The sequence below is a fragment of the Candidatus Lariskella endosymbiont of Epinotia ramella genome, assembly GCF_964019805.1.
Lineage (GTDB): Bacteria > Pseudomonadota > Alphaproteobacteria > Rickettsiales > Midichloriaceae > Lariskella.
On the sequence record NZ_OZ026472.1, the window covers coordinates 1,329,741 to 1,353,802 of the forward strand.

A 24,062-nucleotide genomic window follows, 5' to 3' on the forward strand; every position below is an offset into this window, starting at 1 on the left:
ATAAAACCCAATAACTCATTCTTAAAATCTAATATTACACAAACAGAAAGGTATAAAGCAAACGAAATACAGTAGCCCACCTCAAAGCGATAACACCAAGAAGAATTTAGATTATCTATTCGAAGCTGTCAAGAAACTACTTTAAATCCACACCAAATTTTTTAGCAACGTACAAGTTCATGAATGAATCAGAACGTCCTGATAACAGAAAATCAATGTTACGCACAATATTCTCCACAGACTGAGATAAAATATACACTTCCTCCGCACTAAATCCAGAAAGTACGTGTGAAGATGCATCTGCATAACTAGGTTTTGATACTCCAAATCTCAAACGTCCATATCCATTACCGCATATTTTATCTATAGATTTTATACCATTGTGACCACCACTACCACCACCTACTTTGAACTTTATTCGCGAGAAGTCCAAGTCTAAATCATCATGAATCACAAGTACACGACTTATAGCAATTTTATAAAATCGCATGATAGCCGCAACTGCATCTCCTGAGTTATTCATGTAAGCCATGGGCTTTGCTAGCATCAAGTGTTTATCCTCAACAGTAATTTTTGCAATCTCACTGTTAAATTTTTTTTTCCAACCTTGCACTCCATATTCGTTATGCATAGCATCCACTATCATAAAACCTATATTATGTCGCGTCGTTGCATAACCTGAGCCAGGGTTGCCGAGACCTACAACTAAATCAAACATTTCTACTCAGAAAATTCTATACCATTTGCTCGAAACAATTGCAGCAACTCACCATCTGCATACATTTGACGTACTATATCACAACCACCTATAAACTGCCCTTTAATATAGAGCTGAGGAATTGTAGGCCAATTAGCAAATGTCTTCACACCTTCTCTTAGCTCACTGCTGGTCATTACATCAATGTCTTTAAACTTTATATTTAATTTATTCAGCAACCTTACAACAGCAGATGAAAAACCACAAGCAGGCTGGCTTGCAGACCCTTTCATAAATAAAACTACATCATTTGACTCTATCTCATTTCTTATGTAATCGTGAATAGACATTTTATAAAAATAAATAAATTATATGAAAATAAAAGAATATATAGAAATGATCACGTTACAGCTAATTGCTAAACGTGAACATATAAAGCAAATAAGAACTTGGCGAAAAATAATAGAAAGTGGCCTAAGCCGCAAGAATGCGGCTGACAGTGTAATGTTTCACTTATCTTTTATAAAGTCACATAATATTTAAGCAAAACTAGGTAATGCATCATGAAATTCAAGTTTTGTTAGAATAAACTTCTTCAAACGCTTATGAACTGCAAGTATGGTCAGATTCGATCAATTTTCTCCAAGTGAATTACTTATCCTACCAAAGGAGGTAGCAATACAGGTATTATGTCAAGTATCACATATCATCAACAATACTTGCTTATTCATGTTCTGCATGCGATTTACAAGATATACCTCAGGTCAATAAAGAGTTGGCATTTATTGTTTTTAGTGCAGAAATTAATTTATATCCCCAAAAATCACGCTCAAAACCCTTGCGCTGACACTTTTTCACAAGCAGTGCCATATACGAAGTTAGACTTCAAAAAGAGCTAGGAAGAGTGTGATGTAGAAATATAATAATGAGCATTTTAAAAGCACCAATTTTGAAAAGTACTATGAGTATATACAATATATCTGCTAAATCCTATACAAAAAACCTCAGCCAAAGATAGCATAATTCTGAAAAAAGTCTAGTGATAGATGATTGGAACAAATATTGTACTTTTCTATCAAACTAAATAATGTGAGTTGCTAATTATTTTATTAATTGATAACTAGTCTAAATATGTGCATAAATTGAGCCAAGAATGACCTTTAAGCGCAGTATTTATGTTGGTTGCAAGCGATTATGATATACCGAAAGTCTAGCAGAAAAAGTGGCAAAATTGCTAAAAACCTTATGGGCTTTGCTAGGCGGCGGCTAATAAAGACATAAGTAGTATTTGTAAGTATTGAACAAATTATAGCAACTCACTAAAATGATAGCATATATGCGCAAACATTTTAATTTTTGTATATTGAACTGTCCCTAAAAAATTTATTTGTGCGGCAAATCAATTTTTTTAGGTACAGACTCTCAAACTACCATGGAGCTAAATTTTTATATTCTTCTTGATACCTATAAATATCATAAAAATATCAGCACTTACTTTTCTTCATATGTTCATCTATGGAATTTGGTTCTGTCAGTGTCTTCTCCTTTCTTGATACTATAGGCAAAATGACTAACAAATGAAGAAAATACCATGCTGTACAACATTGACCAATTGTGATGTATGGGTCTTCAGGCGGTTTTCCTCCAATATAACCAAGAATTATAAATGCAATGATAAATAAAATTGTGAACAGTCTAAAAATAGGTCTATAATTTGCGCTTCTAACTCTGGATCCATCAAGCCAAGGCAGTGCAAAAAGAATGAAAATTGCTCCAAACATTGCAATTACGCCACCTAATTTATCTGGAACAGATCTCAGTATAGCATAAAACGGTAAAAAGTACCACTCCGGTACTATATGCAGCGGTGTAGAGAGAGGGTTTGCCTCTATATAATTGTCTGTATGTCCAAGACTATTTGGACTAAAGAAAACAAATGAAAAAAAGACTAAGAAGAGAACTCCAAATCCAAAACAATCCTTCACAGTATAATATGGATGAAATGGTATTGTATCCTTTTTTGTTTTTACATCTACTCCAGTTGGATTATTAGAGCCATGTATATGCAGGGCTATGATATGTATTGCAACAAGAGCAACTATTACAAAAGGAAGCAAAAAGTGTAATGCAAAAAACCTATTTAACGTAGGATTGTCTACTGAAAATCCGCCCCAAAGCCACACTACTATATCATCTCCAACAAATGGTATAGCAGAAAACAGACTAGTGATAACCTTAGCGCCCCAAAAGCTCATTTGTCCCCAAGGAAGTACATAACCCATGAATGCCGTTGCCATCATCACAACAAAAATTATCAACCCAAAGAACCATAAAAGCTCTCTAGGTGACTGATATGATCCGTAATAAAGCCCTCTTGCTATATGCAAATATACGACAGCAAAAAACATAGAAGCTCCAACTGCATGCATATATCTGAGTAGCCACCCATAATTTACATTACGCATTATATTTTCTACACTATCGAACGCTAAATTCACGTTCGGCGTATATTGCATCGCAAGAAATAAACCTGTCGCTATTTGTAGAATTAATATAATCATTGCCATGGAGCCAAAATTCCAGGCATAGTTAAGATTTTTAGGCGTTCTATAATCCTTTAGATGCTGTATAAAAGAAAAAATAGGCATTCTTTCCTCTATCCAACCGATCAACCCTTTGTAACCATGTCTCAAATCAGCAACTTGAGATTTTTCCTCGCAGTCATGCAACTCTTTCTGATTGTGATCCTTTACTAGTGCAGTATCCATAAACAATAATACCTATCATCCTATCTTGATTTTCGTCTTACTAATAAATTCATATTTTGGCACTTCTAAGTTTGAAGGCGCAGGCCCCTTTCTTATTCTACCTGAAGTATCATATTGAGAACCATGGCAAGGACAAAACCAACCATCATAATCTCCCTTATGCCCTACTGGGACGCAGCCAAGGTGTGTGCAGATACCAACGACTATCAGCCACTCATCGTTCCCTTTTATTACTCTATCCTCATCTAATTGAGGATCTTTTAAAGTATTAATATCAACATCCCTTGCTTCTTTTATTGCCTCCTCAGTTCTTCTGAATATAAAAACTGGGCGGCCGGACCACATAACAGTTTTCATTTCTCCAGGTATCATATTCGAAACATCTACTTCTACGCTGCTAAGCGCAAGCACTCCAGCATCAGGGCTCATAGATCTGATAAACGGAACGGTAGCTGCAGCAGCTCCAGCACAACCAACTGCAGTTGCAGCCATCACTACAAAATCTCTACGTGTCGTACCAGATTCACTTTCTTGCATCTGCTCTTGATGACCTGAGCTCATACCTGCAGATGTTTTAGCTAAATCAGACATATCTAAAATGATTCATTTTAATATAAAGCTTGTAGACTATATTATGTCAAAATAACAGAATACTGCAAACAAAAGAAATAATGTTCATTAAAATAATAACGCTTTAAGCAGTAGCATTCTTATTCTACTTGAGTAAGTTGCAAAACTTTTACTAAGCTCTAAAATCCCACTCTTTCTAGAAGCTAGAATACCATACATATAATATCTGATAAATGAAGAGTTGCTTTTAACTTTCACGCAGACAAAGTTAGTGTTCAAAAAAGCTATGAGAATGATATGCAGTATATATAGCAAAAAGGCACCAAAGTGTTTAGCTTTGGTGCCTTTCTTAATTGTTCCAATTTTCTAAGTAGGCTTAGATTATTGGAATGTGAATAGTCTTTGCATGAGCGTTCTAGAATAACGATCTGTTTCAGCCATAGAATTAACAGCGATATCCATCTGTGTACTATTTTGATTGAAAGCAGCTAATTGTTCTAGCATGTCTACTTTACCAAGAACGTCGCTGATTGGAATTAATCCAAGAGTCTGCGCTTGGAGAGACTTAGCAACTTGCTGGAATGAGTTCATAGCAGCACCAATCTCAGCGTTTACAGTGATTGCTTTTGCTATAATTTCGTCCATAACTTCCGCAAGCCTTTCAGCGTTTGCAGCTGTTTGAACATTAAAGTCTTTGTCAGCAAACATTTTGTTATAGCTATCATCAAAGCCTGAAATGCTAACACTAATCTTATCGCTAATCTCTGTTCCAGCTTGGAATTGAAGAGGCGAGCTAGTAGCTTTAAACGCAGCTATTAGATCAGCTTGGAATTGCTTTGTAGCATGTGGATCTGTTAAGTTCACACTGCGGCCAAAGCGCATAGAGATCTTCTCATTAGAATCAACGTTTTGACCCTCGATTGGATCTTGAAATTTAATTAAGTCGATTTTCTCAGACTCCTCTATGCTGTTACCAAAATCAACGCTACGATATTTACGTCCATCTTTCAAACTGAGCACGATAGAAGCTTTGCCAGTTTTATCAGAACCTGTGACCTCTATTTTTTCTATATCAGCACCTTTTTTGTAATCAGCAGCTATAAACTCAGCAATTGTCCTATCAACCAAAGATCCTTCAGCAGGCTTAAAGCTATCAATTTCTCTCGCTTGATAAAATTTAACCTGAGAGAATGCTTCATCAAACTTCTTAGCAAAAGCAGCTTCTGCTTCTTTATTGTTAGACTCAACTACCATTCCTTTGCCGGCTTTCAAGTTAATTGAAAAGCTACCACCTTCACTAGACTGCATGATAACACGTGTATCTTTTGGAAGTGTAGTATCTTTAATTAAGCCTTCATATTTAATGCCACCGACAGAAAGTTGTAGTTTGACTTCGTTATTTGTAACAGAAGTCACAGTAAAGCCTTGAACTCTACCAACGAAGCTTGGATTGTTCGTAACTTTAGCTGTATCTATACCACCAGCATCCCCACCTGAAAGAGTGAGAAGCGCTTTGTTTGTAACGCTTTTGTTACTAATGCTCATCTGTACAGAATTCACAGCATCATCAGGGACTCTTGCGAAGAAACGCAGCTGACTTATATCTTTTGTTTTGTCACCATTGACTTCGTAATTGAAGTTAGCAACAGATGGATCAGCTTGAGTATTTAAGAAGGTAGCTATGTTATTCAGTGTTTGAAGTGGATCAAGTTTTTTAACTTGGATTGCATTTTGCAAGCCAGATATATTTTCCTTGAGCACATAAGTGCGGCCACCAATTTTTATCTCAGTTCCATCCACCAACAGATCTTTAGAAATATCAACAAAACCTGAGTCTGCGATAGATGTGCCAAGACCCTGCAATATAGCGTCGGTACTAATACTTCCACCAGCGCTTGTGTTGCTGAGGCCTAAAGAACCTACTTTTGCATCAGAAGAGAATACACTAGATTCAGTCTTAACAGCGCTGCCAGGACTGCGCTCAATCAAAGAGAAAGCTCCAGCGATGCCAGACATCTTTGAAGAAAGCTTCATTGTAGTTACGCTGTCATCAGCAGCAGCTACTGTTTCAGGAATAAATGACACAGTTGCAGAAAGAGCTCCAAGTAAATCTCTTGTTAGCTGTGATTTAACTATAGTAGAGCCATTAGCCTTCTGTATTAAGTTTGCAATGTCGTTTGCTGCACTTTCGCGTCCTTTCCCGTCTACCTGCGCAACATCACCGCCAACAACAAAGTATTCATCTCCGTCTATTATTTGACGTGTTGTAAATTTAGCTGCAGTTCCACCAACAGGAGTATAGTTCATAGGAGTACCACCTTGTGTCACACTAGATACAAGGTTAGCACCAAGCTCAGTAGCAACAACACTTGTCATCTCAACGTCAAATGTTGGAGCGGTACCGCCGTCTGCAGCAGAGTTTACAACTTGTTTAATGCTTAAAACACCACCGCTTACTGATGCTTCAACACCAGCAAGACCAGTCAATGTAGCTCTGTCAGCAGTGTTGATCGCATTTGCAAGAGCATTTGCAATATCAACGGCACTGCTTTTACCTGCCATATCTATCTCATATGCTGTAGCTGTAGGTGTAGCAGCCGCGCCATTTAAGAGTTTGAATTCTACGCCTGCAATCTTAATAGCAGAAGCTGCAGTTGCAGTAATGAGATTAGGCGCAACATCCTTTAAAGAAAGTGATATAGTTTCGGTTTGTTGTTTAAAGAATGACTGAGGAGTTCCAGCAGTAGCAGCTTTATCAATCCTGATCTTAACACCGTTCAATGAAAGCTCTGTCAAATTAACTTTTGGCATTTCATATGACATTGTGCTCTCAGCAGTTGCGCCAGGCTCTATACCAACTGTATTCGTTTCAACTGTACTGCCAGCAGAAAGTGAACCATCAAGAAGGTTCTTATCACCATATTTTGTGTTTGCAACTGTACGTTCAAACTGAGCTTTAAACGATTGAAAGTGTTGATCCAGCAATACTCTTTCCTTATCACTAATCTCACCGCTTGCAGATTTAGCTCTTGTTTCTTCCATTTTTTGTGCCATTTCGAGAACGATCTGAGCACCTTTCTCAGCAATACCTAGAATTGCTGAACCAGCGTCGATACTGTCCCTCGCAACTTTAAGCCTACTCTGATTCACGTCCATTTGTGATGCAAGAGAATCTTTTGCTGGATCTTCCGCTGGACTTGCGCGCTTTCCAGTAATCAGCCTCATACTAATGTCTTTACGCTCATCTGCCAGATTCCCAGTCAAAAAACGTGACTGTGGACTTTGCAGACCATTAATGTTTATAGTCATATGAATTCTTCACCTATTTGGATTAATAATGCGAAGCTACTGCTTCTTACAACTATTGAGTGTAGGTACATTGCAAGCAACTTGCAACAGAAATTTTGCTTTATTTTCTGCGCATATATACATATTTAGCGAAGCATATGTCACTTAGTGATAAGTTGGCTATATATGCATAGAATTGTAATAATTTCTCAAATATTATTGTTTTTGGAAATTGATTAATTATGTACAATTAGCAGGTAAAAATAAGCAGAGAGGGACGGAAGTCAAATTATGCAACAAATGAATAATGGTATTACACCTCTAATAGCTAACCTACTGGAGCAAAAGGTAATAGTGAAAATGCATACTATTAGTGTATAGTTAACCCTCTCATGTTAACTACGCTGCTTTATTCATGGCATGTCTTGGATAGGTGCTTATCAAGTGGAGACCTTGATAGTCGAATGCGTCAGCACTCTAAAAAAACTGGATGATTTAATACTAGCTGTAAGTAATGCTGATACAGCAGAAAAAGTGACAAAATTGCTAAAAACCTTATGGATTGTGTCAGACTCTACCAGCAGTGCTGAAGTAGTATTTTCTAAGTATAGGACAAATTACAAAAATTAGCTTGGCAGAGGTTCTGGGCTAATTTTTGTACATTTAATTATTCCGCAACAATTGATCTGCTGTGCAAATAAATTGTTGACGGACAGACTCAGGCAAGGCAAGCGCTAGTAAAATTATAAGCGCTTGCCCTGCTCTGAGTCTTATCCAAGCTGCATATTCCTTCGCAATGACAAAAAATGAGCAGCTGGTTTTTAGAAAAGGTTGTCTTATGACGTATTTGCAAATTCTGTAAGAACAGCTCTTGAACCTAAATCAAATGCCAATCGTCAGCGACAGCGAATACGTGATCTGTAGAGAATAAAGTGCTGTTGAGACCTAGAAAATCTACTGCTGGATCATAATTGAATTTATTCATAGCAGCACCAATCTCAGCGTTTACAGTGATTGCTTTTGCTATAATTTCATCCATAACTTCCGCAAGCCTTTCAGCGTTTACAGCTGTTTGAACATTAAAGTCTTTGTCAGCAAACAGCTTGGAATAATCAAAGCCTGAAATACTAGCACTGATTTTATCACCAATCTCTGTTCCAGCTTGGAATTGAAGAGGCGAGCTAGTAGCTTTGAACGCAGCTATTAAATCAGCTTGGAATTGCTTCGTAGCATATGGGAAGTCCACACTGCGGCCGAAGCGCATAGAGATCTTCTCATTAGAATCAACGTTTTGACCTTCGATTGGATCTTCAAATTTAATTAAGTCAATTTTCTGAGACTCCCCTATGCTGTTACCAAAATCTTCGCTATGATATTTACGTCCATCTTTCAAACTGAGCACGATAGAAGCTTTACCGGTCTTCTCAGAACCGATTACCTCTATTTTTTCTATATCAGCACCTTTTTTGTAATCAGCAGCTATAAACTCAGCAATTGTCCTATCAACCAAAGATCCTTCAGCAGGCTTAAGGCTATCAATTTCTCTCGCTTGATAAAATTTAACCTGAGAGAATGCTTCATCAAACTTCTTAGCAAAAGCAGCTTCTGCTTCTTTATTGTTAGACTCAACTACCATTCCTTTGCCGGCTTTCAAGTTAATTGAAAAGCTACCACCTTCACTAGACTGCATGATAACACGTGTATCTTTTGGAAGTGTAGTATCTTTAATTAAGCCTTCATATTTAATGCCACCGACAGAAAGTTGTAGTTTGACTTCGTTATTTGTAACAGAAGTCACAGTAAAGCCTTGAACTCTACCAACGAAGCTTGGATTGTTCGTAACTTTAGCTGTATCTATACCACCAGCATCCCCACCTGAAAGAGTGAGAAGCGCTTTGTTTGTAACGCTTTTGTTACTAATGCTCATCTGTACAGAATTCACAGCATCATCAGGGACTCTTGCGAAGAAACGCAGCTGGCTTATATCTTTTGTTCTGTCACCACTGACTTCAAAATTGAAGTTAGCAACAGATGGATCGGCTTGAGTATTTAAGAAGGTAGCTATGTTATTCAGTGTTTGAAGTGGATCAAGTTTTTTAACTTGGATTGCATTTTGCAAGCCAGATATATTTTCCTTGAGCACATAAGTGCGGCCACCAATTTTTATCTCAGTTCCATCCACCAACAGATCTTTAGAAATGTCTACAAAACCTGAGTCTGCGATAGACGTGCCAAGACCCTGCAATATAGCGTTGGTACTAATACTTCCACCAGCGCTTGTGTTGCTGAGGCCTAAAGAACCTACTTTTGCATCAGAAGAGAATACACTAGATTCAGTCTTAACAGCGCTGTCATCAGCAGTAGCTACTGTTTCAGGAGTAAATGACACAGTCGCAGAAAGAGCTCCAAGTAAATCTCTTGTTAGCTGTGATTTAACTATAGTAGAGCCATTAGCATTCTGTATTAAGTTTGCAATGTCGTTTGCTGCACTTTGGCGTCCTGTGCCGTCTACCTGCCCGACATCACCACCAACAACAAAGTATTCATCTCCGTCTATTATTTGACGTGTTGTAAATTTAGCTGCAGTTCCACCAACAGGAGTATAGTTCATAGGAGTACCACCTTGTGTCACACTAGATACAAGGTTAGCACCAAGCTCAGTAGCAACAACACTTGTCATCTCAACGTCAAATGTTGGAGCGGTACCGCCGTCTGCAGCAGAGTTGACAACTTGTTTTATATTCAAGACCTCATTATTTACTGACGCTTCAACACCAGCAAGACCAGTCAATGTAGCTCTGTCAGCAGTGTTGATCGCATTTGCAAGAGCATTTGCAATGTCAACGGCGCTGCTTTTACCTGCCATATCTATCTCATATGCTGTAGCTGTAGGTGCAGCAGCCGCCCCATTTAAGAGTTTGAATTCTACGCCTGCAATCTTAATAGCAGAAGCTGCAGCATTAGTAATGAGAGCAGGATTAACATCTTTAAGAGAAAGTGATATAGTCTCGGTTTGCATTTTAAAGAATGACTGAGGAGTTCTAGCAGTAGCACCTTTATCAATCCTAATCTTAACGGCGTTTAATGAAAGCTCTGTCAAATCAACTTTTGGCATTTCATATGACATTGTGCTCTCAGCAGTTGCGCCAGGCTCTATGCCAACTGTATTTGTTTCAACTGTACTGCCAGCAGAAAGTGAACCATCAAGAAGGTTCTTATCACCATATTTTGTGTTTGCAACTGTACGTTCAAACTGAGCTTTAAACGATTGAAAGTGTTGATCCAGCAATACTCTTTCCTTATCACTAATCTCACCGCTTGCAGATTTAGCTCTTGTTTCTTCCATTTTTTGTGCCATTTCGAGAACGATCTGAGCACCTTTCTTAGCAATACCTAGAATTGCTGAAGCAGCTTCGATACTATCCCTCGCAACTTCAAGTCTGTTTTGATTCACATCCATCTGCGGAGCAATAGAATCTTTTGCTGAATCTCCTGCTGTGCTTGTATGCTTTTCTGCAATCTCTTTACTCTCATCTACCAGATTCTCAGTCAAAAAATGTGCCTGCGCATTTTGCATGTCATTAACATTTGTAGTCATATGAATTCTTCACCTATTTGGATTAATAAATGCGAAGCTAGTGCTTCTCGCAACTATTGAGTGTATGTATGTTACAAGAAACCTACAACAGAAATTTTGCTTTATTTTTTGCGCATATATATATATATTTAGCGAAGCATATATCTTAGTGATAAGTTGACTATATATGCATAGAATTGTAATAATTTCTCAAATATTATTGTTTTTGGAAATTGATTAATTATGTACAATTAGCAGGTAAAAATAAGCAGAGAGGGACGGAAGTCAAATTATGCAACAAATGAATAATGGTATTACACCTCTTAGAGCTAATCTATTAGCTTGCAAGGTAATGGTGAAATACATACTAATATGTGGGTGTGTAGTTAACCTTCTTATGCTAACTACTCCGCTTTATTCAATGCAAGTTTTGGATAGAGTACTTTCAAGTGGAAATCTTGATACGCTAAGCATGCTAACACTCGTGATCTTACTAGCACTTGCTTTGCTGAGTCTTATTCAGGCAGCACGTTCTTTTGCGATGACAAAAATGGGCAGCTGGTTTGAGAAAAGACTATCATATGATGTTTTTGCAAATTCTGTGAGAACAGCTCTTGAATCTAAAGCAAACGCTAATAGCCAACAAATGCGTGATCTGCAAACAGTAAAGACTTATCTAACAAGTCCTGGCCTTGTCGCAATTCTTGATACTCCTTGGGCTATCATATTCTTAATAGTGCTGTTTATGTTACACGTTTATATAGGTATGCTAGCTGTGATAGGTGGCGTTGTGCTTATCATAGTCGGACTTATGGGTGATAAAGCAACAAAACCACTTCTTGAAGCAACTAATGAAACATTTATTAGAAGCATGAGACAGGTTGATCAAGTAACACGTAATGCAGAAGTGATAGAAGTGATGGGCCTTTTACCAAAGGTCAATAAATCATGGCAGAATATCAACAATGATGTTCAGAGAATGCAGTCTCTTGCTACTAAAAGACAGGCCGTCTTCACGGAAGTTACAAAATTTATTAGACTTATACTTCAGATCGCAGTTACAGGCCTTGGTGCTTATCTATTTGTAAAAGAACAAGGAGCATTCTCTAGCGGATCTATTATAGCAAGTTCATCTCTAGTTAGCAGAGCTCTAGCACCGTTTGAAGTTGCGATCACTTCATGGAAGGGATACGTTAACTGCAAAAAAGCGTACCAGAGATTAAATACAGCATTTTCTAAGTATTCTGCTATGAATACAGTGATGTCTCTTCCAGAGCCAGAAGGTAAAATTGAGATGGAGAGTGTATATTATGCTCCACCAGGTTCTCAAAAACATATAGTTAAAGGTGTTTCTATAGCAGTAGAAGCTGGAGAAATGCTTGCAATAATAGGAGCGAGCGGTTCTGGGAAAACATCGGTTGCAAAATTAATAGTTGGAGCGCTTCACCCGACAATTGGAACTGTGAGAATAGATGGAGCAAGTATACGTGATTGGAATAGACAGGAGCTAGGCAAAAACATAGGTTATCTCCCACAGGATATAGAGCTATTCAGCGGAACTATTAGAGAAAATATTGGTAGGATGGATCCAAATGCTCATCATGAGGATGTGATAATGGCTGCACAGCTTGCAGGAGTTCATGATATGATCTTGCAACTACCAAAAGGATACGATACAGAAATAGGTTTTGATGGCTCTACTTTATCTGGTGGACAAAAACAAAGAATAGGGCTTGCTAGAGCTTTCTTTGGTTCTCCAAAGATGCTTGTTTTAGATGAACCAAACGCTAGTCTTGATAGTTATGGTGAAGCTGCTTTGGCAAGTGCACTTGAATATGCGAAAGAACAAAAGATTACATCAACAATTATCTCACATCGTTCTTCTATATTGAGTATTGTCGATAAAATTATGGTTATGAAAGATGGTACAGTCGTCATGTTTGGTCCTAGAAAGCAAGTTATAGAAGAAATGCAGAAGATGCAAAAGGGTCAGCAGTCTTTTATGTCTGTTACTTCTTAGTTATTAGACTTTTTCTTCAAATTTGTTTCAATGAGGCAAGTGCAATGAGTATACGAAAGCACGTGGAAGCGCAAGTGTACAAGAAGTATATAAGCATTCCATTTGAAGGCTAAAGGATGCAACAAAGCAATTGGCTGCTGGAATAAACATTTGAAGAAAAGGTATATTAAAAGAAATATATTCATATATAAGATTGGTCAGCGTTTTGCTGGTCATACTAATTTTTATTATGTGGTGCTATGTCATCTAAAAATATTCATGAACAAGAAAGTAAAACTATAGAAGAAAATCACGAGGATAATGTACAAGTGATTGAAGCTAAGGCTGAGAAAGCAAAGTTAATTGATTGGGGTGAGATCAAAAAGTTTTTCATTGATGCAAAGTCTTTTATGTTTGCAATCACACCAGAAGAAGCGAAGTATCAACATAAGATAGAAGAAGAACTGCATCAGCAAATAAGACCAGCTGTATTGTTTGGTGGTTTGGTTATACTTATTACTGTTGGATTTTTTATTGTATGGAGTGGGCTTGCACCGCTCGATAGTGCCGCAATGGCAGAGGGAAGCATAGTGGTGAGCGGTAACCATAAAACAATACAACACCTTGAAGGTGGAGTTATAGAGCAAATACTTGTAGAAGATGGGCAATCTGTTCAAGCTGGACAGGAACTTATTATATTAAACAGCACTCATGCTAAGTCTGAGGCAAACATATTGCTTTCTCAGCTTAGACTTGTCAAAAGTGTAGAGAAGAGATTGGTTGCTGAAGAAAGAGGTGATGATAACATTGATTTTTCTGATGATGTTCTAGACACACACGAACAAGAAGTGCAACAATTTATACAAACACAGACTGCACTCTTCGAATTAAATAAAAAAGCATTAAGGGCTGCGCTGGAGGTTATGGATCACAGGATTGTGCAATTTAAGGAAGATTTAAAAGGTGGAGAGGCCAACCTTAGGTCATATAATGCACAGCTTTTATCGGTTAAAGAGCAATTTGCAACAGCACAAAAATTATTTGATCAGGGACTTGAGCTAAAATCTAGAGTTATACCACTTCAAAACAGGGTACAAGAACTTGAAGCCAATGTACATACTACTAAATCTGCAATTGCAAAGTGTGAAGAGCAGATCGCAGAATCAGCTCTTAACAAAATACGTACTGAGACGGAGTATAGACAAAAACTTGCTCAAGAATATAAAGAAAATAGATCTGCAGTATTGCAGTCAGAACAGAAGTATCAAGCTGTACTGGATGTGCTTTCCAGAAGGATCATAAGAGCACCAAGTGCTGGTATCATAACTGGTCTACAGTACCACACTATAGGAGGAGTTATAAATCCAGGTGGAAGAGTAATGGATATAGTGCCACAAGATGATAAGCTTTTAGTTGAAGCTATGATTGCCCCTCAAGATATTGAAAGCATAAGAGTAGGACTTGAGGCTAAGATTCAGTTGAATGCGTATAAAAACCGTCTTGTACCTAGAATAGCAGGAGAAGTTATATATGTTTCAGCAGACAGATTTACTGATGAAAAATCCGGTCGTTCGCACTATATAGCAAGAATAGAAATAAAAGAGGAAACAGTACATAGAATAAATTCTGATATAAAGTTATACCCTGGAATGCCTGTGACAGTATTTATAGTGAAAGGTACTCGAACATTCCTGCAGTATCTAATCAGTCCTATACTTGATAGTTTCCATAGAGCGTTTAAGGAAGCGTAGTTAAATACGGTACTGCCTTGCGAAAGTAATTTGTCTAATGAAAAAATTTTACTGTAGTATATCTCTTATCAATTAATAAAAGATAATGTTATATTATTTGTGAAATAAATAAGAGATATGTTATTAAGTTATATGGGCGTGCATTCTAATTTGAAGTTCGACAATCTATCGTGCAGCCTGGAGAATATCTTCTCTAGGCTTTCTGAAATTAAGAATTTTCCTTGGTGTATTATTTAGATTTTTACATATTAAGTCAATGTCTGCCTGCGTAAGTTTTGATATTTCAGTATTTCTTGGCAAGAAGCGCCTTATCCTTCCGTTTATAGCCAACTAACTATAAAATAGTTATAAAAGAAGGAAAAAGGAAATGTTAAAAAGATGTCGTATTAATTAGATTTTCGTCTAAAAATTGCTCAATTGATGAACTGTTCTCTATAATTACTTTATAGTTAGTTGGCTATATATTCTCATTAGTACCTTTCTGCCAAGGAGAATATGGATCACAGAAGTAAAATTTACGGCTAGATTTCTTCTGAATATTTGCATAATGAGCAAACTCTGATCCCATATCACAGGTAATTGTTTTACAGGAAACATGCTGTAGAATGTGAGTGTTTCAAACTCGAAGCAATCTGGCTTGCACTCAAGCCAGATTGTTTCGATAAAAGAAAAATTTTTGCTCTTTCTAATTTATTAAGATGGGTATACTATTTGCTTTTACGACAATCCTTTTTGTTTGTTTTTAAATGATTCTTATATCATTTTTTGGATTGTTACACTTCGTTTTAGAATGCAAGGGATGGACTAATTTCTGAGTCAAATATTATATATATTTGTGAAGAAATTAACGAAGTAATACTTTAAAAATCAGGCCAAAAAGGTATGCGCAGGTGACTTATGAAGGCTGCGCTATAGTTTGTACTAATGAAATTTTAGCTTTTACCCTTTGTATGGGGTGCTTGTGAGCTTCTTTCGTCTGCAATATCTTGCGTATATTTTCCTAGTATCTTGATAGGCTTGTCTTTGTGACGTTGCAGCAATGAATGTTCATCATTTTCCTTGAGTGCTGTTGCTCGTCTAAATAACGGCTCTTTGTTTTGTGCTGTATGCTGCATATCGCTGGCTTGGGTGTGAGATTGCACTTTGTCTGTGTTTATTCCCCTTGTTAGCAGAAACCTATCTTTTGCGCTAGAAAACTCTCTTTCTGCTTCTTTCTCAACTTCTGTGACGAAGCTTTTTATGCTAGAGGTAAGTCCATGCATAGCAGCGATAGTATTTTTAAAATGATGCTTTGTTTCTCTTAGATAATTATCTTTAGTAGATTTAGCAAATTCTGGTGCAATGCTTTGGGTCTTTCTCATTGATTGTGTAAATTTTTTAGAGCCATTAAAATCTCCCATCAAATTTGATTATAAAATGAGCCATAGCTTCATTCCAGTTAGAGATAGGCATGGTCCATTTTTTGGTAATATAATCAATCGTTAGGTATAAAACCTTGAATACCGAATCATCATTTGGGAAAACACGCTTATTTCTTGTAACTTTTCTCAACTGACTATTCAGCGATTCTATAGCATTTGTAGTGTAAATTATCTTACGGATACTCTCTGGATATTGCAGAAATATTACAAGATTCTCCCAATTATTATACCAGGATTTTGCTATATGTGGATATCGTTTACTCCATTTCTTATCAAAAGATTCTAGGGCAAGATGCGCTTCATCTTCAGTAGCAGAGCTATAAATAAGCTTTAAATCTGATGCCAATAATTTTCTGTCTTTATATGATACATACTTCAGGCTATTTCTAATTTGATGTACTATACAAAGCTGATGCTCAGTTTTGGGATAACTTGCGCATATAGCTTCAGACATACCAGTCAGGTTATCACTACAGGCAATTAATATATCTTTTAATCCTCGATTCTTCAATTCAGTAAAATTACTAAGCCAGAATTTAGATCCTTCATTCTCACTTATCCATAATCCTAAAATATCTTTCCGGCCCTGTAAATCTATACCCAGCGCAACATATACTGATTTATTAATTATCTGTTTATCTTGCCTTACCTTAACTATTAAACAATCAAAATATACTATAGGATATAATGGTTCAAGAGGTCTACTCTGCCAAATTCTAACCTCATCAATTATATCATCTGTAACCCTACTAATTAAACTCTCACTAACTTCTGCACCATATAATTCATGTAATTGAATCTTGATATCAGACAAACTCATCCCCTTGGCATACAGAGATATTATCTTTTGATCTAAACCATCTATTCTTGTTTGATTCTTGGATACAATTACAGGTGCAAATTTACCTTCTCTATCTCGCGGAATATTTAACTCGATACTACCATTCTCAGTAATCAAATGCTTATTATAATTGCCATTCCTGCAATTCTCAGTTTCAGACCTATCATATTTGTTATAACCTAAATGTTCAGACATCTCTGCCTGCAAGGCTCTCTCCAAAATACTCTTCGTTAATTCCTTAATCAATCCATCCTGCTTCAGTACTGTCTTTAAATCCGCTCCTCCTTCTATCAGTAAGTCTATCGCTTCATTTATTTTCTTATTCTTTTCTGTCTTCATTCTAATTACCTATATTCTTTATTAATTCCAAATATAGGCTCTACTATAATTTACACAATCTTTGATAAAGACTCAATGCTTTCAAGCTTTTGAAGTTGTGATGTAAGATTGCTATATGCGTTTTGAACTCTTTCATTTTCAGCTTTTGCAATATAATCAAGTCTTCTTACTGGAAACGGCTCATCAAGCATTTTAACCGATGATACATCCTTGTTGACAATGCTAGGATCTTTGCTCTTTGTATCGTCATGGAGAGTTTTTGATGCTGTGTTTCTTGAATTGTTGTTTTCCTCTGCTTCTGCATATGCAGTAGCTCTACTTTCAGCAGCGGAAATTTTTTGTTTCACACTACTCACAACTTGTATCACACTCATTTCTGCTGACTGCATATTACTCTCTCTTCCTTTCTCTAAACTATCTATCATGATTTCTGCATAATCTCTGGTTTTTTCCCCAAAATCTCCTATAAATTCTTTAAATCCAATATCAAAAACTTCTTCTATTGATTTGCTAAATTTTGAAATGACAACGCTATTATTTTGGTATTTATGATCTAATTCTGATGCTTTAATTAAATCTTCGTCTCTATCTAAATTCTGTGAGTCATTCAATGCTGCTGCATGCTTGCTATATTCATCCTTGGAAAGATTGATACTATTTTCATATGGTTTTTGTGCAAAACTACTTTCGGATTCAATTTGATGTATTGGAAAGTCCACACTATCTTCTTGAAAACTATGCTCCAAAAAACTACTGCTTTGGCTATCTTGAAAAGACTCTATGCCTATATTCACTATATCTTCTTCTGTAGTGCTAGAACTTGACTGTCTTGAAAATGATATTTCAGGATCTCCATAATTTACCGTGTCATCTAAAGAACTGCTTTGTCTAGTACGATCATCATTTTCACGTGTAGTAGATAAAGATGAAATATTTTCTTTTTTATCTAATCGTAGATCTCTATTTTCGAATATATTGTTCATTTCAGAGCGTGCTAGATAAGCCAAGCTTCTTCTGAAATCACGTGATTTCATCGAAAAATTCCTTTCTAGATCTGCCCAATCAAAATCTTCCTTATTGTTTGCCATTTTTCACGCTCCACACTCTCTCAATATTTTTTCCTTGAAACTCCTCATCATTTTCTATCAGAGTAGTGGTTTGTCTTTTGTGGATCGTATCGTTTATAGCAGTTGTAATATCAATAAAAATTTCCTCAACTTTTGTATAAACGCCTATTTTAACTTTATTATAAATCCTGCTAGGTAATTCATTCGTTTTATCGAGCATGTTAATAGCGTTATGATGGCCATTTTCTATTATTTTTTGTAAATCGTTTATACTAGGAATAGTAAATTCTATTTGAGTTTTGACAAAATTTTGGTGCGCTCTTGCAAAAGAGTAGTGTGTATTGTTTGCGAAGCTATTTTCACTAGACTGTTTCTGAAACATTTGTTCGAGTTGGCAATTGCTTTGTTGGGTCTTTCTCATTGATTGTGTAAATTTTTTAGAGCCATTAAAATCTCCCATCAAATTTGATTATAAAATGAGCCATAGCTTCATTCCAGTTAGAGATAGGCATGGTCCATTTTTTGGTAATATAATCAATCGTTAGGTATAAAACCTTGAATACCGAATCATCATTTGGGAAAACACGCTTATTTCTTGTAACTTTTCTCAACTGACTATTCAGCGATTCTATAGCATTTGTAGTGTAAATTATCTTACGGATACTCTCTGGATATTGCAGAAATATTACAAGATTCTCCCAATTATTATACCAGGATTTTGCTATATGTGGATATCGTTTACTCCATTTCTTATCAAAAGATTCTAGGGCAAGATGCGCTTCATCTTCAGTAGCAGAGCTATAAATAAGCTTTAAATCTGATGCCAATAATTTTCTGTCTTTATATGATACATACTTCAGGCTATTTCTAATTTGATGTACTATACAAAGCTGATGCTCAGTTTTGGGATAACTTGCGCATATAGCTTCAGACATACCAGTCAGGTTATCACTACAGGCAATTAATATATCTTTTAATCCTCGATTCTTCAATTCAGTAAAATTACTAAGCCAGAATTTAGATCCTTCATTCTCACTTATCCATAATCCTAAAATATCTTTCCGGCCCTGTAAATCTATACCCAGCGCAACATATACTGATTTATTAATTATCTGTTTATCTTGCCTTACCTTAACTATTAAACAATCAAAATATACTATAGGATATAATGGTTCAAGAGGTCTACTCTGCCAAATTCTAACCTCATCAATTACATCATCTGTAACCCTACTAATTAAACTCTCACTAACTTCTGCTCCATATAATTCTTGTAATTGGATCTTGATATCAGACAAACTCATCCCCTTGGCATACAGAGATATTATCTTTTGATCTAAACCATCTATTAGACCTCTTGCATAACCTATTTAAAGCTCAAAGTTATAGATACCAGCAAGTAAATTAAACCTTAAACCGAATCGTTTTCTTCTGTTCCTATAACGATCAGCGATAATTTTAAATCGTTTGATCATGCCTATGACGTTTTCATTTAAAACACGTTCACTAGACAATTGACGATTTTTCTTTTTATCTTTCCTGCTTAGTGGTCGCTTTTTTGTCTTTTTCTTTGGTAACTCTGAATTATAATGCAACTTATCAATGCCTTGATAACCAGTATCTGTAAGAACTTTAATCTCAGGGTGGATGTGAACTCCGGATTCTTTAAATAACCTGAAATCATGACGCTTGCCATTAGAAAAATTAGTGCAAATGATTTCTTTTTTCCTTTTATCCACAATAAGCTGAGTTTTTAGAGTATGTCGCCTCTTTTTTCCCGAATAAAAGTGCTTCTGTTTTTTTTAGGTCGTTCTATCGGTGTTTCAGTAGCATCAATTAACACAAGTTCGTATTCAGAATCGCTTTTTAGTAATGCTTTACGTCCAGGTAGTGAAAATCGTTTATCTTTAATTAGAGTATCTTCAATCCAACGTATATTACGATAACAGGCACTTTCACTTATTCCATAACTGCGGGAAATATGAAAATATGTCCTGTATTCACGCAAGTACTCAAGCGTCATGAGTAATCGATCTTCTAAAGCCAATTTATTGGGTTTTCCACCTTGAGACTTTAAAATAGCTTCAGCTTCTTTTAATATACTTAGTATAACTTCAAACGTTCCTCGTTTAATGCCAGTAAGCCTGCGAAACTCTTCTGCGTATTCATCTTTGATGTTTTCAAACTTCATGTTATCCTTGATAAAATCAAGGATTTTAATCAATTTATATGGTTATGCAAGAGGTCTAGTATATCCAAGCATTGAAGCAAGTGCATTTTGCTGCGCTATTACTTGATTCACCTCTTGAGGCACATAACTTATTTTATTCAGAACACAGCTCTCTACCGTCTTCAAACAAACACTTGCATGAGCTTCAGCAAGACTCATTTTCGCTTTTGTATCTTCCATCAATTGCACGTTTTCGCTAGACGTGTCTGAAAGATCATACGTATTAACATCAAGGCCCAATTTCCGCAGTATATCAGCTGTTTTTGCCGCTTTTTGCATCTTTAGCAAGGCTTGATTATTTGCTATTACATCAACCATATTTTTCCTCAATTAATTTCTGAGATTAAAGGCGTGAAAAGTTAGAACGAAATTCTCACACCAATCTTAAAGTTCTAGTGCACGCAACAAATAATGATTTAATCTTCATAAAAATATCTCAGAGTTATTTTTTATACGCTTTCAATAAAAGAAAATTGAGAATCAATCGAAAGTGAGCCAAGGATAATCACTTGCCATAATCTCATCCAATAATTTGATATTGTCTGGTAAGTAATTGAAAAAAGTATATGCACCAGTAGTCCAACCAGCTGTAAAGGCACGATCAAGATGCATATAAATAGCGCCATTCCCATCTACCGTTGGAGCCCCAGTAAAAGAACTGCAAGCACGGGAGACCATAGCAGGTACCATCCGTACCACATCAAATTCAGGTTCAGATGTAGTAATAACAACAACAATATTACCTGTAACACTTACCTCGAAAATTTTCATACAAACATTTGAAAGTGCATTGCCAATATCTGTTTTAGAAGTTGCGGAATTAAACTCAATACATGCATCTCTAAATTCTTGCTGAGCATCAGTTAATGACATTGACTCTGTACCACTAACATATCTTTTACATGCTATATCAATTGTGAATTTAGCTTTCTGATAAATGCTTATTTGATTTAATATTGAGGCAGCTTTAATTGGTAAATCTGATATCTCATACTTCTCATAGAGCTCAGGATTCATACCAATTTTTGAGAAAAAATTCTTCTCAGCATCGATTAAAGCCTGCACTTTATTTGCAACATAAGTAGAGTTTGAATTCGCAGCAGTTGGTGTAATTCCAAGCTTTATCAAGATATTATTTGAAGCAACTTGATCTTCATAAAGTTGGCTAACGTCTGAAGCAATTTTAGGAGCAGTATCTGGATACAGCACTCTTTTAGATGCAGTGCCGCTAACAATCTGGCCAATTTCGTTTAAACTATCCGTGAACAACTTTTTATTTTTGGCTCCCTCTTCAAAGAGCGCTGCATCAAAATAGACATTGTCTCCCTGGACAGTGCCTGTGAGATCTTCAAATGTATCATCAAAAGCATCACGTTTATAAACATCATGCTTTATTCCTTGAAACACATCTGAACTTGTATCATTAACTCCAAATGCCTCCAAAACTTTACTTGGCAATGATAATGCTGCTCCAAGCCGAACATTTAATATATTCAAATCAGACAAACTGCAATCATTTGGAATGATGGAAATTTGCTGGCAAATATCTTGTTTTATATCATTCATAGACAATGGCTTCAGCCGATTTGTCATAGTAAATATTTCTGCATCTGTCAGATTTGTTGCAGCAAAAGTCTCAAAACTTCGCCCAGAAGACTCAATTTCTTTTCGCACTGCCGCTGCATTCCTTGCTTTAACAAACGCTGGATTACTATAATCTACCATGTTCTTACCAGTTCTTTTTTGATATTATAGAGATGTGCAATACGAAACAGCTTTCTTAACATCGCATTCACAATTCCTTAATAAATTATAAAGCATTATATTGCAAGTATAGTCAATTATTAAAATCATATTAAGATGATAAATAATTAGTATAGTTGCCGTTTTGCAACACATATTGCATCAAAATAGGTATTAATAGATACGCAATTATGGATAAAATCTACCATTCCAGCATAACTGGAAAATACAGGAGCATAAAAAATGCGGTAAACGCTGCTCTTTTATTAATATATTTTGGTGCTTCTTGGATAAGGTGGGATAGAGGCAGTTTTGCTCCTAAGCAAGCGTTCTTCATTGATCTTCCAGAAAGGCGTGGATACTTCTTTAGCATAGAGATATGGCCAAATGAGCTATATTATATAGCAGCTATACTTGTTTTATCAGCTCTTGGACTATTTTTATTTACTTCGTTATTCGGCAGGTTATGGTGTGGTTATACTTGCCCGCAAACAGTTTTTGTTGATCTATTTGTCAAAATAGAAGAATTCTTCCAAGGAGATAGAAATACAAGGATAAAATTAGATTCTAGCCCCATAAACAAAGAAAAAGTTATAAAAAAATCACTCACACACCTCTCTTGGCTATTACTTAGCTTCTTATTTGCATTTGGGTGGGTCTGCTATTTTTATGAAGCACCAGACCTTCTACATGATGTAATTCACTTATCTGTCACGCATGGCGGTGTTGGATGGCTTCTATCCCTAACAGCAAGTACATATTTGTTTGCAGCCATTTTGAGACACAGAGTGTGTGTATACATGTGCCCATACGGCAGGTTTCAATCAGCAATGCTTGACTCAGACACAACCGTTGTCACATACCACGACTGGCGCGGAGAACCAAGACATCCTATAGACAAACATACCAGTACCGCTCAAGACGTAAAACACGGTGACTGTATAGACTGCGGAAAATGCGTCTTAGTTTGCCCAATGGGTATAGACATTAGAAATGGATTACAGATGGCATGTATAGGCTGTGGACTCTGTATTGATGCTTGTGATAGCGTGATGACAAAGCTCAAGAGGCCAACTGGGTTAATAGCATATGATAGTATTAACAGCACATCCGCAAAGCAATCAGGAATTCTCTTTCACCGCAATATATTTAGGCCAAAAACAATATTTTATGGCTTAATTATGATCATATCCTGCTCACTTCTGCTTTATACACTAGCACATAAATCACGCTATATCATAACAGCACAAAAGGATAGAAGTGCGCTTTTTGTCATTACACCAGATGGTATGGTCAGAAATACATTTTTGCTAAAAATATCCAACAAAACACTTCAAACACAAAAACTTGAGCTGAATTTAGAGTATGCTTATAATGCAACTTTTTTACTGCAAAACATGATGCAGGACTATTCAAATAACTGCACGATAACAGCACCAGAAGACTCAGACGTAACTTATAAAATCTTTGTGAAAACTAATAAACACGACGGGCAAAGTGAATCTCCGATTAAATTCATCATTACAGATTCAAATGGTGTATCTGCTCAAACTTCATCGACATTTTCACAATAAGCAAATTTGATATTTCGCAAATTGTAAAAAGAGCATCCTGACTAAATTTTGCGTATATTGAGTTATGCAAGAGGTCTATTTTAGAGCAGAGCATATTTTTCTGCTCAAAATATAGAATTTGTCGCGTTGAGCATTTTTTATTGACTTAATACAATGCTCAACACATTATATATTATATTTTGAGCATACAAGGAGATCAC

At 36.3% G+C, this 24,062-nt stretch carries 18 protein-coding genes and 1 pseudogene; 4 read left to right on the top strand and 15 right to left on the bottom strand.

Features of this window, described 5'->3' with window-relative positions; genetic code table 11:
- Nucleotides 1-136: 136 nt before the first annotated feature.
- The 5 genes from pth to AACL20_RS05740 all read right to left on the bottom strand — a co-directional run bounded on the left by pth (nt 137) and on the right by AACL20_RS05740 (nt 7,344).
- Nucleotides 137-718, bottom strand: a complete 582-nt coding sequence (gene pth / locus AACL20_RS05720; RefSeq protein WP_339051982.1) for an aminoacyl-tRNA hydrolase — start codon at nt 716-718, stop codon at nt 137-139.
- A gap of 2 nt (nt 719-720) precedes the next feature.
- Nucleotides 721-1,047: a Grx4 family monothiol glutaredoxin gene (gene grxD, locus AACL20_RS05725; protein WP_339051983.1), complete on the bottom strand. Its 327-nt coding sequence runs from the start codon at nt 1,045-1,047 to the stop codon at nt 721-723.
- A 1,134-nt stretch (nt 1,048-2,181) separates the two neighbouring features.
- A complete protein-coding gene (locus tag AACL20_RS05730; RefSeq protein ID WP_339052692.1) occupies nt 2,182-3,345 on the bottom strand; it encodes a cytochrome b in 1,164 nt (387 codons plus the stop codon).
- A 135-nt stretch (nt 3,346-3,480) separates the two neighbouring features.
- Nucleotides 3,481-4,002 (bottom strand): ubiquinol-cytochrome c reductase iron-sulfur subunit, encoded by a 522-nt coding sequence (gene petA / locus AACL20_RS05735; protein ID WP_339052693.1) that lies wholly within the window; start codon nt 4,000-4,002, stop codon nt 3,481-3,483.
- A 414-nt stretch (nt 4,003-4,416) separates the two neighbouring features.
- On the bottom strand, nt 4,417-7,344 hold the full coding sequence (locus AACL20_RS05740) for a hypothetical protein (RefSeq protein WP_339051984.1): 2,928 nt from the start codon (nt 7,342-7,344) through the stop codon (nt 4,417-4,419).
- 423 nt (nt 7,345-7,767) lie between these two features.
- Between AACL20_RS05740 and AACL20_RS05745 the strand changes: the two genes are divergently transcribed.
- Nucleotides 7,768-7,953, top strand: coding sequence for a hypothetical protein (locus tag AACL20_RS05745; RefSeq protein WP_339051985.1), 186 nt, complete (start codon nt 7,768-7,770; stop codon nt 7,951-7,953).
- A 247-nt stretch (nt 7,954-8,200) separates the two neighbouring features.
- Here the strand turns inward: AACL20_RS05745 and AACL20_RS05750 are convergent, their stop codons facing one another.
- Entirely contained in the window at nt 8,201-10,921 is a 2,721-nt protein-coding gene (locus tag AACL20_RS05750) for a hypothetical protein (RefSeq protein ID WP_339051986.1), read from the bottom strand.
- Nucleotides 10,922-11,192: 271 nt separating this feature from the next.
- Between AACL20_RS05750 and AACL20_RS05755 the strand changes: the two genes are divergently transcribed.
- Nucleotides 11,193-12,920 (top strand): type I secretion system permease/ATPase, encoded by a 1,728-nt coding sequence (locus tag AACL20_RS05755; protein WP_339051987.1) that lies wholly within the window; start codon nt 11,193-11,195, stop codon nt 12,918-12,920.
- Between the two features lie 239 nt (nt 12,921-13,159).
- The gene (locus tag AACL20_RS05760; RefSeq protein ID WP_339051988.1) at nt 13,160-14,650 is read left to right on the top strand and encodes an HlyD family type I secretion periplasmic adaptor subunit; all 1,491 of its coding nucleotides are present in this window, start codon (nt 13,160-13,162) and stop codon (nt 14,648-14,650) included.
- A 463-nt stretch (nt 14,651-15,113) separates the two neighbouring features.
- Here the strand turns inward: AACL20_RS05760 and AACL20_RS05765 are convergent.
- From AACL20_RS05765 to AACL20_RS05805, 9 genes and pseudogenes are all read right to left on the bottom strand, one after another.
- Nucleotides 15,114-15,236, bottom strand: a pseudogene (locus AACL20_RS05765) (IS30 family transposase); the annotation flags it as partial.
- Nucleotides 15,237-15,582: 346 nt separating this feature from the next.
- The gene (locus tag AACL20_RS05770; protein WP_339051989.1) at nt 15,583-16,050 is read right to left on the bottom strand and encodes a hypothetical protein; all 468 of its coding nucleotides are present in this window, start codon (nt 16,048-16,050) and stop codon (nt 15,583-15,585) included.
- Complete coding sequence (locus tag AACL20_RS05775) at nt 16,037-17,251, bottom strand: IS256 family transposase (RefSeq protein WP_339051699.1); 1,215 nt, start codon at nt 17,249-17,251, stop codon at nt 16,037-16,039. Before AACL20_RS05775 ends, AACL20_RS05770 begins: the two co-directional genes overlap by 14 nt.
- A gap of 50 nt (nt 17,252-17,301) precedes the next feature.
- On the bottom strand, nt 17,302-18,339 hold the full coding sequence (locus AACL20_RS05780) for a hypothetical protein (protein WP_339051990.1): 1,038 nt from the start codon (nt 18,337-18,339) through the stop codon (nt 17,302-17,304).
- On the bottom strand, nt 18,326-18,778 hold the full coding sequence (locus tag AACL20_RS05785) for a hypothetical protein (protein ID WP_339051991.1): 453 nt from the start codon (nt 18,776-18,778) through the stop codon (nt 18,326-18,328). Before AACL20_RS05785 ends, AACL20_RS05780 begins: the two co-directional genes overlap by 14 nt.
- Nucleotides 18,765-19,685 (bottom strand): IS256 family transposase, encoded by a 921-nt coding sequence (locus tag AACL20_RS05790; protein ID WP_339052694.1) that lies wholly within the window; start codon nt 19,683-19,685, stop codon nt 18,765-18,767. Before AACL20_RS05790 ends, AACL20_RS05785 begins: the two co-directional genes overlap by 14 nt.
- Nucleotides 19,686-20,506, bottom strand: a protein-coding gene (locus AACL20_RS05795; RefSeq protein ID WP_339051669.1) for an IS5 family transposase whose coding sequence is annotated in 2 segments (ribosomal slippage) — nt 19,686-20,119 and nt 20,119-20,506 — 822 coding nt in all. Because the reading frame shifts where the segments join, the coding sequence is not laid out codon by codon here.
- Between the two features lie 42 nt (nt 20,507-20,548).
- On the bottom strand, nt 20,549-20,863 hold the full coding sequence (locus AACL20_RS05800; protein ID WP_339051992.1) for a hypothetical protein: 315 nt from the start codon (nt 20,861-20,863) through the stop codon (nt 20,549-20,551).
- Nucleotides 20,864-21,025: 162 nt separating this feature from the next.
- Complete coding sequence (locus tag AACL20_RS05805; protein WP_339051993.1) at nt 21,026-22,270, bottom strand: hypothetical protein; 1,245 nt, start codon at nt 22,268-22,270, stop codon at nt 21,026-21,028.
- 209 nt (nt 22,271-22,479) lie between these two features.
- Here AACL20_RS05805 and ccoG point away from each other — a divergent pair, with 209 nt between their 5' ends.
- Complete coding sequence (gene ccoG / locus AACL20_RS05810) at nt 22,480-23,862, top strand: cytochrome c oxidase accessory protein CcoG (protein WP_339051994.1); 1,383 nt, start codon at nt 22,480-22,482, stop codon at nt 23,860-23,862.
- Nucleotides 23,863-24,062 lie beyond the last annotated feature (200 nt).